This window comes from Tepidanaerobacter sp. EBM-49 (assembly GCF_001896645.1).
Lineage (GTDB): Bacteria > Bacillota > Thermosediminibacteria > Thermosediminibacterales > Tepidanaerobacteraceae > Tepidanaerobacter > Tepidanaerobacter syntrophicus.
The window spans coordinates 17,892-31,885 of record NZ_MPPE01000010.1 but is presented as its reverse complement, the minus strand read 5'-3'; the positions used below and the strand labels follow the sequence as shown (position 1 = coordinate 31,885).

Here is a 13,994-nt window from a genome sequence, read left to right as displayed (position 1 = left end):
CTTCCATGTAATAAATTTGGCTTGAATTTGCTATTTTGTAAAATGATATTATGTATTGTATTATAATGTTATAATACTATTAATAAGCATTAATGTAAATAGATTATGCTAAATATTTTCTTATCGATTATCAAATCTTTTGAAATAAGAATTTAGCAAATTAAATTAACTCTATGAAACCTCTAGAAATTATAATTTATCAAAGTTTCATATGTAATATCTAGTAATATTATTTCATTTGTATTATAATGTAATATGATATTATAATACAAGAAATGGGGTTTTACTGTGAGGGTTCCATCAGGCAACTTATATCTTCCAAAAGCAGCTGTGTTCAATTTAATAATTGAATGTGCTTTTGGCTTCGGGATTGGAATCTGGAATATTGCTTTAAATTTTTATTTTAGAGCATATGGACTTTCTCCGGCAGAAATAGGTTTGCTGATATCGGTAGGATTTTTCGCAACAGCGGTTTCATCTTCTTTCTGCGGCAGGCTAAGCGACAAAATTGGTTTTTCAAAGGTATCTGCTTTAGGCGGAATAATGGTAAGTATTTCACTTTTTACTATATCTCATTCATCTTCACATCAACTTTTTTATATAGCCCAGATTATCTACGGTTTTGGACTTGCTTGTATTATGTCAACAGATTCTCCCTTAATTACAAGTCTTGTCCTTCCCCATCAAAAACAATTGGGATATAACCTTACGATTTTTACATATTTTTTAAGTAGTGTTGCAGGAAGTCTTTTTGCCGGATTTTTCCCCAAAATGTTTCCGTTATATGAAAATCCTTATAAGGTGCTTTTAATTATTAGCGCTACCTCATATCTAATACTTGGCTGCACTCGTGTATGGCTGCCGAAGCAGCCGCTTGCAGGCAGAAGCAGTGTGAAATTTTTGGATGTCTTAAAAAGCAAAAATGTCCTTTCTTTTCTGCTCTTTGGATTTGTGATGATGACTATTTTTAATTGCATTATGTCAATGTTAAATCTCATTTTACGCGAGCGCTATGGTCTTGGCGATGATATTGTCGGGTCTCTTTACTCATTAGTCTCCATATCAGGTTGTATGGCAATTCCAATTATTGCTTTGTTATATCGCAAATATTCCAATTATCAAATTGCCTCTGCAACTTTAGCAGTTCAGATATTCATTATATCTTTTATGGCTTTTGCCCCCGTTTGGCTTTTTATAATCCTTGTTTGCATGCGAACTGTGGCAAACAACTTCATATATGCAACAGTAGACAATCCTATGCTTCAATCCATAGAACAAGATAGACGCGGTTCTTATTCCGGCTTAAGGGTCAGTTCTAACTATATAGGCATGAGCTTAGGTTCTGCGATATCCGGATATTTTATATCAAAAGGAAACTATGCCGGATTGTTTATGCTTACAGCACTCCTTTGTTTATTACAAAATTTAATTTTTCATCAGATATGTGTTCCTCACATTGTAGAATACAATAACTCTAAAATAGCATAAATAAAACAGCGGGTAATGAGTTTCCTCAAAATGCCCGCTTTCTATATGTTAATATTTAGGAGGCTTTTGATAAGGAACAAACTTTTAAAGAAAAGTCGGGTTTTCCCGACTTTTCTTTGCTAACAAGCATTTTTATTTGGCAAAATATGTGTCTTCTAGTGTTATCCCTGATTGAAAGCTTAAAAATCCTGGTAAGTTTTGGAAGCCTTCAACTTCTTTTTTCATGCCATAGCTTTGTTCACGCCAGGTTAGAAATACAAATGGTGAAAGTTCCAGAGCGCGTTCACTGAATTTATCATATATCTCTTTTCTCTTGCTTTCATCAAGAGTTGTTCTTCCTTCGTCTAATAATCTGTTTATTTCCGGATCATTAAAATAGGCTGAATTGTTGAGCCTTATATCTCCTCCATAGAAGAAATTGCTGAGCCAATCCGGGTCTGTTATATCGCCGGATGTTCCTGCTACTAAGAAGTCATATTCACCCTTTAAATTCTTTTCAATTCTGGTGGGCCAATCAGGCAATTCAAGTGTCACATCTATTCCTACTTTCTTCAGCTCTGCCTGAACAACAACAGCTGTCTGCTGATGCATGGAATACTGAGAAGTTGCAAGAAGAGTTGCCTTAAATCCATTGGGATATCCAGCTTCTGTCAGTAATTGCTTTGCCTTTTCAGGATCATATTTGAAATAGTTGTTATATTTTTCATTATATCCCAGATATCCTTTTGGTATCGGAAGTCCGAATATAGGCTCTCCACGTCCGTTAAATGCCGTATTTATAATAGCCGTTCTGTCAATCGCATACGAGATAGCTTGTCTTACTTTAGGATCGCTAAAGGGTTTGAAGTGTGTATTAAACTGGAGCATCATAAAAGGTCCCATGGCGCTGTCTAATTTTAACGCCGGATCATTTTCTATAGTTGTAGCATCTTTCCAAGGAACATACTCAATAATATCTACGTCTCCTGCTTTCAGAGCATTTACTCTAGTGTTTTCATCAGTATAAAATACAAATTTTATTGAATCTAATTTCGGAGTATTTTCTTTATAAAAATCAGGGAATTTTTTAACGTTTATATCCTGTCCCTTTGTCCAATCCACAAATTGGAACGGGCCTGCGCCCATGGGATTTCCGCTTAAATCCCCACCTTTTTCTTCCGTCCATTTTTTAGATACTATTGCAGATTCAGGAAGTGCAAGGTAATGTATAAAAGGAGCATAAGTATTCTTAAGTGTAATTTTTACTGTGGAGTCATCTACAGCTTCTATTTTGTCAATAATGCTTAACTCATTCATATAAGTAGCGCCTGTTTTTGGGTCTAATATTCTTTCAAGGGAGAATTTAACATCCTCTGCTGTTACAGGATCTCCGTTATGAAACTTTGCCTGACGCAGTTTAAATGTATAGGTTTTGCCATCTTCGCTTACTGTATAACTTTCCGCAAGTTCATTGACGATTTTGCCGTCTCTTCCATAATTTACAAGGCCACGATATATGCACTCTTTCACTGCTCTTTGAAAGGTCCCACCTTGGACTGCAGGATCTAATGTTGCCGGTTCTCCTGATAAACCAAAGATAAGGTTTCCTCCGGATTGAGCATTTTCAGCAGTACTTTCAGTAGGTTTTGTCTCTTCTGTCTTTGCGCCTTGGTTTGCACCGCCGCAACCGCTAAGCAAAAGCGTTAACCCCAAAAGCAAGGCAAGTATTTTTACTAATTTTTTTGACATTCTCTTTTGCTCCCTTCCTAAAAATAGGTTATGTTATTATCTTTCATTTTCAATACCCTCTTTTTCCAAAGTCATCCAACTTAGAACATACTTCCACCACCTCGCCGAAATTAATCATTTTAATTTATATAATGGCAATTTAAGCATGAAGTCTCGGGTCTAATATATCTCGCAAGCTATCGCCCATGATGTTTATTACGAGTATTGTGACACCTAAAAACAGCGACGGCCATATAACATACATAGGATTTAGCAGTATATAATTTCTTGCCTCACCTATCATCAATCCTAAAGACGGAGTCGGTGGAACAATGCCTAACCCTAAAAAACTTAATCCTGATTCGAGAAGGATAGCTGACGCCAATGTCAGGCTTATTTGTATAATTATTGGGGCTAATATATTTGGGAATATTCCTTTGCTTAGTATACGTGTAAAATTTGCTCCTAATGATATTTCTGCTTCAATAAATTCTTGCTTTTTTACCTGCATAGTAGATGAAAAGGCAAGTCGTGCAAAGTAAGGAGAATATACTATACCTATGGTAACTATCAGATTCTGGATGCCCGGTCCCCAAAAACCCACAACTACAAGAGCCAAAAGTATCGGCGGAAAACAAAGTATAATATCCATAACTCTCATGATTATTTGCTCTACGGCGCCTCCAAAATAACCTGCAAAAATTCCCAGCAACACTCCTGCAACAAGAGACAACGCTGTTGCTCCTATTGCCACTATAAACGTAGGTCTTATCCCGCATATTAAGCGGCTCAGGATATCTCTTCCGAACTCATCGGTGCCTAAAGGATGTCCGGGAGCAGCACTTTTTAAAACCATAGAGGGGTTTATTTCCAATGGGTCATACGGTGCAATATATGGACCTATAATAGCAAGTATAAGTATAGGGACTAAAACAATTACGCTAAAAACAAATACTTTATTTTCGAAGAATTTATTATCCGTTAACTTTTTTAGCATGTCATCACCTTCATTCCCTCATCGGACTCTTGGATCTAAAAAGCCATAAAGCAAATCTACAATCATATTACTGAATATAAACAGTGAAGCTATTGCAATAATACATCCTTGAGCTAGAGGATAGTCTCTATGTGATACCGCTTCTACCAACAATGTACTTAAGCCCGGCCAATTAAATAAATATTCAACTAAAACCGTGCCACCCATTAAGTTTCCAAATTGAAGGCCTATGATAGTTATTACCGGAATTAACGCATTGCGCAATGCATGTTTAAATATAACGGCTTTTTTGCTTAGCCCTTTAGCTCTTAATGTTTGTATATATTCTTTATTTAGTGTCTCGAGTAGCGACGATCTTGTCATACGCGCGATAGATGCCGACATTCCAAAAGCTAGTGTAAGTGATGGCAAAATAAGACGTAAAATATGTCCTGCAGGATCTTGGGAAAACTTAACAAATCCACTGGCCGGCAGCCACTTTAAGTTAATACAAAATACTAAAATAAAAAGTGTTCCAAGCACATAAACCGGTAATGATATTCCTAATGCCGTAAGGGTAGTTACCCCCACATCTATTGCGCTACCGCGTCTAAGCGCCGCAATTATTCCGGAAACTATCCCTATAAACACTGCAATTATCGTAGATATTATCGCAAGTTCAAGGGTTCTTGGCAGCCTTTGAGCAAGGTAATTTTTAATGGGTTCATTATTAAAAAGTGAATTTCCAAAATCAAATTTAGATATATTTCTAAGCCAGGTAGTGTATTGTTCTATTAAAGGCCTATCAATGCCTAACTTATGGCGTATTTCAGCTACAGCTGCAGGATCTTGTTGTCTTTCTGTTCCCAATGCTAAAAGAGCAGGATCTCCAGGCATAACATGAATTATAGAAAACACTATTGTTGCAATTATAAACACCTGAAGAAGTGCCAATAGAATTCTCCTAATAAAAAAACGTGACAATCTTCGACACCTTCTTTGCAAATATAATATGAAATCATGAATTATATAAATGGCATGCCACTAAGTGATTACCGTCCGGACTTGTAAGCTGTGGCTCTTTTTCCTTGCAAATATTAGTTGCTCGCCAGCATCTGGTTCTAAACCTGCAGCCTTCCGGTGGATTCAGCGGCGTTGGCACATCTCCCGAAAGTATAATCCGCTGCTTTTTTCCCTCCGATGCAATAACGGGTATGGCAGATAGTAAGGCCTGAGTATAAGGATGCTTCGGAAACTCATACAATTCATACGCATCTGCTATCTCAACTATCTTTCCCAAATACATAACTGCTATCACATCGCTTACATACTGCACTACTGACAAATTGTGTGAAATAAATAGGTATGTAAGCCCAAATTCCTGTTGTAAATCAACTAATAAATTTAAAATTTGCGACTGAATTGACACATCTAGAGCTGATACTGGTTCATCGCAAATTATTAGTTTTGGATTGAGTGCAATTGCCCTTGCTATAACAATTCTCTGTCTCTGACCTCCTGAAAATTCGTGAGGATAGCGATTAGCATCTTTTGGACTTAACCCCACCAGACCAAGAAGCTCTTTTACTTTTTCCATTCTTTCTTGATATGTTAAGACATTTTGAATATCAAAGGGCGATCTTACTATCTCTCCTACGGTCATTCGTGGATTTAAGGAGCCAAAAGGGTTTTGAAATATCATCTGCATCTGGCTTCGCACGTCTCTTAACTTTTTGCCGGAAAGGTTTAATATATTTTGTCCTTCCAGCAATATCTCTCCTTCATCAGGTTCTATTAGCCTTAGTATGACTCTTGACAGTGTGCTTTTACCGCAACCGGACTCGCCAACCAGCCCCAAAGTTTCGCCTTTTTTTATTGAAAGCGTTACTCCGTCAACCGCCCTGACGTATCCCTTTCTTTGAGTAAACATAGAGCTTTTTACAGGAAAATATTTTTTTATGTTATTTATCTCTAAAAGATTTTCTGTCATGGCCCAACCCTTCTCATAATTTTTATATATGCCAACAGCGGACTTTATGGTTATCGGCGGCATTTACAAGTTCCGGTTCTTCAGTTCTGCATATATCCGTAGCCTTTGAACAGCGGGGATTAAATCGACACCCTTGAGGAATTTCCGACAAGCTTGGAACGGTTCCCTTAATTGTAAAAAGCCTCTCTCTTGGCTGATTTGGTTTTGGCATAGATTTTATAAGGCCTTGAGTATATGGATGCATGGGATTTAAAAACAATGTATCTGTATCCGCTTCTTCAAAAATTCTTCCGTTATACATTACTGCTACTTTCTGAGCAATTTCGGATACAACGCCTAAGTCATGAGTAATTATAATAATGCTCATATTTCTATCGTTTTTAATGCTTTTTAACAGTTCTAAGATTTGAGCTTGAACGGTTACATCTAGCGCGGTAGTTGGTTCATCTGCGATTAGGAGCTTTGGATTACACAAAAGCGCCATACCAATCATAACACGCTGGCACATTCCTCCGGAAAGCTCGTGAGGATAAGACTTCATGCAATTTTCGGGGGCAGGTATGCCAACATTTTTCAACATATCTACGCTCTTTTTTTCAGCTTCTTCTTTGCTGACTTTTTGATGGGCTAATATAGCTTCTATCATCTGAGCTCCGCAGGTGTAAACCGGGTCAAGTGCTGCCATAGGGTCTTGAAAAATCATTGAAATCAATTTTCCTCTAATTTTTTGCATCTCTTCTTCGCTTTTTTTCAGGAGATTTTCTCCTTGAAATATAATCTCCCCTTCGGCAACTTTGCTAGATACCGGAAGCAGTTGCATTACGGAAAGAGATGTAATTGTTTTACCTGAGCCGCTTTCTCCGACGATGCCCAAGACTTCTCCAGTATCCACGGATAAACTTACTTTATCTACAGCAGTAAGAATTCCCTTTTTTGTATAAAAATTAGTAGTCAAGTTTTTTACTTCTAATAAATTTTTTTGGGCAGACATAGGTAAATCTCCCTTTCGCGAAAAATTCCTATCTATACTTATAATAATTTCAAATAATTTTTTACGAATATTTTTACAAATTAATTTAAATAAATAAAAAAACAAAAAAGATTCTAATTTTTCTTTTGTTATCGTATTATATCATCTTATTCTGTATGGATATAATATTACCAGAAAAGTACATGATTGTAAATACCTCAAATTATTCCGTAAATTTTCTATTTTATAATCTACTAAGCAAAAAAAGACGGCTGGTGCCGTCGTCTGTATAAATCAGATTCGCAACTTGTTGTTTTAAACACTAGTTAGCGCCTGCATTAAATTTCGAATTTAAATCTATCGCCTCTAATAAGAGTTTTAACATATTCTATCGGTTTATCATCCTGGGATTTAACAATTGCGCGAAGCAGGAATAAAGGCTGGCCGACTCTTATATGGAGCAGATCTGCCTCATACTTATTGCTTAAAACAATTTCAAGACTGCGTTTTGATTTTGCCGGCACAACACCATACTCTTCTTCCAGGAATTTATAAAGAGAGCCAATGCTTATATCTGCTTCCATTACCTTTGGAAACTCTTTATATGGAAGATAAGTTTTTTCAATCATAACAGGTTCGTTATCTGCAAGTCTTAGCCTTTCAATTTCTATTACCTGATCCTCGGGGCCCAGTTCAAGATATTTTTGAATTGTAGGAGTTGAATTTGTTATTCTCATGCTCAAAACTCTTGAGCCCGGAACCAGGCCAGCCTCACGCATTCTATGGCTAAAACTGTTAACCGCAATTATCTCCCGCTTTATTTTAGGCATAGCCACGAATGTTCCTTTGCCTTGCTTTTTTACCAATAACCCTTCCTCTACCAAATCATTTATAGCTCTTCTTATTGTAATTCGGCTTGCATTGTATTTTTCTACCAGTTCTTGTTCGGTGGGTATTTGTTCGTTCGGCTTATAGGTGCCTCTTTCAATCTCTGCTCTTATTATTTCTCGTATTTGATGATATAGAGGCATCGCAATGTTGGTATCTAACAATTTATTTCACCTTCTTGTGTAATCTGTAAAGTTATACTTATATGTATTATAATATTTAATGCTTTCTAGATACAGGCAATAATTCAGGAAATATTCTGTATTTATTATGTGAAAATATTAACCTTTTTTCTCAATTATTATCATATATAGTTATATAACATTATATAACTTATGAGAATTACTGTCAATAATTTCTCCGGACATTTGTCATCCTCCATGCCGGTGTAAAAGTCTTTCGCCTAAAGAAGGCGTTGCATTTATGAAGCGTTGATGCCCTTTGCTTTCATAAATACAACACCTTTAAAATCTACTCAAATAAATCAATATACTTTTCAATAGCCCAAGCCGCGCCTGTGTGGCGATACTCTTTAGGTGTAACCTCTACATGAGGGGGAAGTTTTGGCAGCCAATCAAAATGTCTTACAAAAACTGCGTTTTTTGCAAAGCTTAACATAGGCACATCGCTTTCACCGTCTCCAACAGCCAGGACTTCTTCTGGTAAAACACTGATTTTCTCGCATAAGATTTTAATGCCGCGTCCCTTATCACATGTGCCGCTGTTTATTTCGCAAAGATAAGGATATGAACGGGTACGTTTAAGGGAAGACAGCTCCTTGGGCCAAATACTATATATTTCCAGGGCTCTTTCTCCGCTTTCTACTACCAGCATTATTTTTGCTACATTTTCTCTTGTAAGTTCGTCAGGGCTTTTTGCAACTTTTTTAGGATTTACTTCAAAGGCGCTTAGTCTATCTAATAACCATTCTTTATTTACCAGAGGGCCACAGTACATCTCGATATCCTCAGCCCGGAAGATAACTATTGCCACATCAGGCATCTTCCCGCTAAATTTTATAACGCCATCTGCTTCTTTAGGTGTTATCAAGTCTTCCCATATCAGCTCTCCTTGCCAATATATCAGGGCCCCATTATTTAGAACCAAAGGAGTTTTAAAATCAAGGCCTAATACATCCATTACTTTTTTAAGTCCGTCCCGATGTCTTCCTGTAACCAGCGCAATTTTGGCGCCGCGCTCCATAGCCTTTTTTATGGCCCTTTCATTTTCTAAAGAAACATTATTCTCGCCATCTGCAACTGTCCCATCTATATCAAGGGCAATTAATTTTATTGCCACCAAAGATCATCTCCTTTGTTTCTTTTGCTTCATCATCTTGAGATATATCTATGCACTATTACATATGTGCGGCCCTTTTTGCTTTGTCCTCCGACTTCCATAATTTTTGCTCGTCCCAGCCGGTTAGCTGAAATTACATCTCCTTCTTTTACGGGAGCAGACGGATCTTTTACCGTTTTAAAATTTATGCGGACATTTTCTCCCTTTATAAATGGTGCCATCTTTGAACGGGAGATGCCAAAAGCGATACATGCAACCGCATCTAATCTTAAAGACGCAACTGTGCCCTTAATTTCTTTATAGGCTCTTTCAGGTTTTAAAAGTTCTTTTAATGAAATTTCCTCAACTTCTACCGGGGCATTCCCTACTTTTAAAAGATTCGTTCCTATATATTCCATTATTTCTTCTTTGACAACTATATCGGTATAATCTTTTCCTACCAATATATCTCCAATCTTTTCTCTATTTATGCCCAAGCCCAAAATTGCTCCAAGGTAATCTCTATGCCCAGGATGGGCGCTTAAGTCTCTAGAGGTTATTCTCAAAGCGCCGATAGGCTGCTTGAATGGTTCATCTTCCATTCCCTTAGGGTAAGCCACTAATATCCTACGTTCGGCATTTTCGTAGCCGCCATCAAGATAAAAATCCATATCCGGAAAACCGCTAGCTACATTTCTTGCAATTTCCTGTTCTGCAGGATCTAAGAAGTTTGACGCTCTTTTTTCTCTGTTTTTTCTAGCTATAGTAAAGATATCGCGCAAGCGTGCTTCCATTTGCTTTTCGTTGGTACTGTCCAAACATTTCACCACCAAAATATTTTTTTATTTTATATTATCATATATTTTTTTAAATAACAGTTTAAATAATTTTATCCTCGCTTTCTTTCAACTTGGTAAAGCAAGCGAAAAACTATTTTCTCCATGCTCTCACTTAGTTTTTTAAGGTCACTGCTTCGGATTCTTGTCTTTTTATCCATCAAAATCGGTTCCCCTATATTCACTACGATTTTACCGGGGCGCAAAAGGTAATGGCCTACCGGCAAAACCTTGCGGCTGCCGGATATGGCAACAGGTATTATGGGGGCGCCGGATTTTAAAGCAAAATATGCCCACCCCGGCATAAATTCCTTTAACTTGCCATCTAGGCTAACGCCGCCTTCCGGAAAAATTCCAATAGCTTCTCCATCTTCAAGTTTTGCTAAGGCCTGCTGTATGTGCTTAAAATCTCCTTTAGGATCGTTTATTGGAATTGCGCCGCCTGCCCAAATTATAAGGCCCACAATTGGAATTTTGAAAAGGTAAGATGCTGCAAGAAAGGTAATTTTTCTAGGCAGACATGCCATCAATACCAAAGGATCTATTATGCTTTGATGATTCGCTATAAGGACAAAGGGGCCTTTTTTTAAAATATTCTCTTTTCCATATACCTTTATGCCGCCTGTTAATAGAAAAATTATCTGGCACAAAACCTTAAAAAACGGATATAGCACGATAACACCTCAAAAAGTTTTGTAGATGAGAACTGAAAACCGATTGATTGTTTTGTTATTTATAAATATCAAAGCGCTTTATAATACTATAATAAATGTCAAGGTCGAACTTCATTATATTATACCATAAACAATTAATCATGCGAATGCAGTAATAAATACATAATAAAGCCCTTGAGCGGTTTTTTGTACAATTTAAAACCCGGCACCTATTATGCCGGGAAAATATAAAAGGGATGAGTATTTACTTAATTTGCAACAAGCCTGCAAAGCTCTTGTGTCATTTCTGAAGTAGTGGCAGAACCTCCTAAATCCGGAGTAAGGTGTTTGCCGTCTTCTAAAAGCTTATAAATCGCAGTTTGTATAGAATTTGCCGCCCGGGTCTCGCCGATGACTTTTAGCATTTCAACTGATGACATTAGTAGAGCCAAAGGATTTGCTATATTTTTGCCTGCTATGTCAGGAGCGCTGCCGTGGACTGCTTCAAAGATCATATAATCTTCGCCTACATTCATACCGGGCACAACTCCCAGACCCCCTACCAGTCCTGCGCATAAATCAGAAATGATATCTCCGTACAAATTTTCCGTAACTATAACATCAAATTTTTCCGGCTGCTGCACTAATTTCATGCAGGTATTGTCCACTATCAGTTCATCATAGGCTATATCACTGTATTTATCGGCAGTTCTTCGAGTTTCCTCTAAGAAAAGACCATCGGATTTTTTCATAATATTGGCCTTATGTACCGCCGTTACTTTCTTACGGTTATTTTGACGCGCATACTCAAAAGCCTTTTCAGCAATCCTACGGCTGGCTTTTCGAGTTATTACCTTTATGGCTTCGACTCTGTCTTCATTTATTACATTTTCTATTCCTGCATACAGGTCTTCTGTGTTTTCCCTAAATATTACCATATCTACATCGCTAAAAGGCGTCTTTACACCGGCCAGTGACTTTACCGGCCTTATATTGGCATAAAGGTCAAAGGTCTGGCGAAGGGTAACGTTAATGCTCTTAAAACCTTTGCCTATTTGTGTTGTTACAGGACCTTTTAATGCGATTTTATTGGCTTTTATGCTCTCTATTGCAACATCCGGCAGAGGATTTCCATAAATCTGAAGGGCTTTTTGCCCAACCTCCTGCACATCCCACAAAACATCTACGCCGCTTGCGGCGATTATAGACTTTACGGCATCAGTAATCTCGGGACCTATGCCGTCTCCCGGAATCAACGTTATTTTATGCATCGCTTTTTCCCCTCCTGCTCTTCATATAGTTTATATATCCGCCGCAAAGCAGGATTTCTTTTTCTCTCTCGGTAACATCTAAAACCAACTCTATATCTTTGCCTAAGGTTTTATCTGCTGCGATAATTATATTTCCATTCTTAAGTTGGCCGGCTATATCCTTAATTTCTATTTCGTCAAATACATTTATTTCATCATAATCTGATGGGTTTTTAAAGATAAGCGGGAAAATTCCGCTGTTTATAAGGTTGGCTTTGTGTATGCGGGCAAAGGACTTTGCAAATACAGCCTTTATTCCAAGATATAGCGGCGCAAGCGCTGCATGTTCCCTGCTTGAACCCTGCCCATAGTTTTCACCTGCCACAATAAATCCGCCGTCATTTTCTTTGCACTTTTTAGCAAAATCCGGGTCTATTGGCGAAAAGCAAAAATTAGAAAGATATGGCACGTTTGACCTATACGGCAGCAGGCTTGCTCCCGACGGCATGATATGGTCGGTTGTTATATTGTCTTGCACTTTTAGAACGACCTTTTTTGAAATTATATCACCCGGTGGAGTATTTAAAGGAAACGGCTTTATGTTAGGTCCTTTAATTACTTCTTTTGATGGGTTTTCCTCAGGAGTAAGTATCATGTTGTCATTTACATAAGAAAATTCCTCAATATCTTTAAATACATCTTCTCCCAAAATAGTCGGATTTGTAATCTTCCCATATATAGCAGATACGGCTGCAGTTTCAGGGCTTACGAGATAAACCTTGGCAGATTTTGTGCCGCATCTTCCTTCAAAGTTCCTGTTAAATGTGCGAAGGGAAACGCCGTTTGTCTCCGGTGCTTGCCCCATACCTATACACGGCCCGCAGCCGCACTCTAAAATTCGGGCTCCGCAGTCTATAAGGTCTTTTAGTGCTCCCGACATGGAAAGTTTTGTAAGAACTTGCTTTGAACCGGGAGAAATAACTAAGCTCACGTCAGGATGAACTTTTTTGCCTTTTAATATTCGAGCAGCTATAGTCAAGTCCCTATAAGATGAATTGGTGCAGCTTCCTATAGCCACCTGGGTTATCTTTGTGCCCTCCAGCTCGCTTATGGGTTTTACATTGTCAGGACTGTGGGGGCATGCAGCCATTGGGACAATTTTTGAAAGATCTATAGTTATACTTTCATCATATACTGCATCATCATCTGCCTTAAGCTCTACAAAATCCTTCTCTCTTCCCTGCAGCTTTAAAAATTCAAGGGTTCTTTCGTCTGATGGAAAGATAGAGGTAGTTGCTCCTAGTTCCGCTCCCATATTTGTGATGGTTGCCCTTTCAGGAATTGATAGGGTTTTTACTCCTTCTCCAGAGTATTCGAATACCTTACCCACACCGCCTTTTACGCTAAGTTTTCCTAGGATATAAAGGATTATGTCTTTTGCAGTAGCAGGTGGATTTAATTTTCCTTTTAAGACAATATTATATACTTTAGGCATAACCATTGAGTAAGTTGCATTGCTCATAGCAACTGCCACATCCAGCCCCCCTGCGCCTATGGCAAGGCTGCCGATGCCTCCTGCGGTAGGGGTATGGCTGTCAGAACCTAAAAGGGTCCACCCGGGTTTTGCAAATCGCTCCAGGTGCACCTGATGGCAGATACCGTTGCCGGGGCGGGAAAAATGTATTCCATATTTACCCGCCACGGTCTTTATATACAAATGATCATCGGCATTTTCAAATCCGGTTTGCAGCATGTTGTGATCTACATACGCAACTGAGCATTTTGTTTTTATCTTATCGATGTCAAGAGCTTCAAGCTGAAGATAGACCATAGTCCCGGTTGAATCTTGTGTTAATGTGGAATCTATGGCAATTTCAATGTCGCTTTGGCTTTCCATTGATCCTGAAATTAGATGTTCTTTGATGATTTTTTGTGTAAGATTAAGTCCCAATTGCAAG

The 13,994-nt window shown here is 38.1% G+C and carries 12 protein-coding genes; 1 reads left to right on the top strand and 11 read right to left on the bottom strand.

What is annotated here, in order from left to right; genetic code table 11:
• Positions 1 to 288: 288 nt before the first annotated feature.
• The gene (locus tag BUE08_RS01795; RefSeq protein WP_286680210.1) at positions 289 to 1,488 is read left to right on the top strand and encodes an MFS transporter; all 1,200 of its coding nucleotides are present in this window, start codon (positions 289 to 291) and stop codon (positions 1,486 to 1,488) included.
• Positions 1,489 to 1,620: 132 nt separating this feature from the next.
• On the opposite strand, the gene BUE08_RS01790 is transcribed toward BUE08_RS01795, so the two are convergent.
• The 11 genes from BUE08_RS01790 to BUE08_RS01740 all read right to left on the bottom strand — a co-directional run bounded on the left by BUE08_RS01790 (position 1,621) and on the right by BUE08_RS01740 (position 13,987).
• On the bottom strand, positions 1,621 to 3,216 hold the full coding sequence (locus BUE08_RS01790; protein ID WP_286680209.1) for an ABC transporter substrate-binding protein: 1,596 nt from the start codon (positions 3,214 to 3,216) through the stop codon (positions 1,621 to 1,623).
• A 139-nt stretch (positions 3,217 to 3,355) separates the two neighbouring features.
• Positions 3,356 to 4,192: an ABC transporter permease gene (locus tag BUE08_RS01785; RefSeq protein WP_286680208.1), complete on the bottom strand. Its 837-nt coding sequence runs from the start codon at positions 4,190 to 4,192 to the stop codon at positions 3,356 to 3,358.
• Positions 4,193 to 4,210: 18 nt separating this feature from the next.
• Positions 4,211 to 5,155 (bottom strand): ABC transporter permease, encoded by a 945-nt coding sequence (locus tag BUE08_RS01780; protein WP_286680207.1) that lies wholly within the window; start codon positions 5,153 to 5,155, stop codon positions 4,211 to 4,213.
• A gap of 34 nt (positions 5,156 to 5,189) precedes the next feature.
• Positions 5,190 to 6,161: an ABC transporter ATP-binding protein gene (locus tag BUE08_RS01775; protein ID WP_213950783.1), complete on the bottom strand. Its 972-nt coding sequence runs from the start codon at positions 6,159 to 6,161 to the stop codon at positions 5,190 to 5,192.
• Positions 6,162 to 6,183: 22 nt separating this feature from the next.
• A complete protein-coding gene (locus BUE08_RS01770; RefSeq protein ID WP_286680206.1) occupies positions 6,184 to 7,152 on the bottom strand; it encodes an ABC transporter ATP-binding protein in 969 nt (322 codons plus the stop codon).
• A gap of 317 nt (positions 7,153 to 7,469) precedes the next feature.
• Positions 7,470 to 8,183, bottom strand: coding sequence for a GntR family transcriptional regulator (locus BUE08_RS01765; protein WP_059031824.1), 714 nt, complete (start codon positions 8,181 to 8,183; stop codon positions 7,470 to 7,472).
• A 307-nt stretch (positions 8,184 to 8,490) separates the two neighbouring features.
• A complete protein-coding gene (locus BUE08_RS01760) occupies positions 8,491 to 9,318 on the bottom strand; it encodes an HAD-IIB family hydrolase (RefSeq protein WP_286680205.1) in 828 nt (275 codons plus the stop codon).
• Between the two features lie 32 nt (positions 9,319 to 9,350).
• Entirely contained in the window at positions 9,351 to 10,124 is a 774-nt protein-coding gene (locus tag BUE08_RS01755; protein WP_286680217.1) for a YlmH family RNA-binding protein, read from the bottom strand.
• Between the two features lie 62 nt (positions 10,125 to 10,186).
• On the bottom strand, positions 10,187 to 10,807 hold the full coding sequence (locus BUE08_RS01750; RefSeq protein ID WP_213950787.1) for a lysophospholipid acyltransferase family protein: 621 nt from the start codon (positions 10,805 to 10,807) through the stop codon (positions 10,187 to 10,189).
• Between the two features lie 248 nt (positions 10,808 to 11,055).
• Positions 11,056 to 12,057, bottom strand: coding sequence for an isocitrate/isopropylmalate dehydrogenase family protein (locus tag BUE08_RS01745; RefSeq protein ID WP_213996374.1), 1,002 nt, complete (start codon positions 12,055 to 12,057; stop codon positions 11,056 to 11,058).
• A complete protein-coding gene (locus tag BUE08_RS01740; protein ID WP_213950789.1) occupies positions 12,050 to 13,987 on the bottom strand; it encodes an aconitate hydratase in 1,938 nt (645 codons plus the stop codon). Before BUE08_RS01740 ends, BUE08_RS01745 begins: the two co-directional genes overlap by 8 nt.
• Positions 13,988 to 13,994 lie beyond the last annotated feature (7 nt).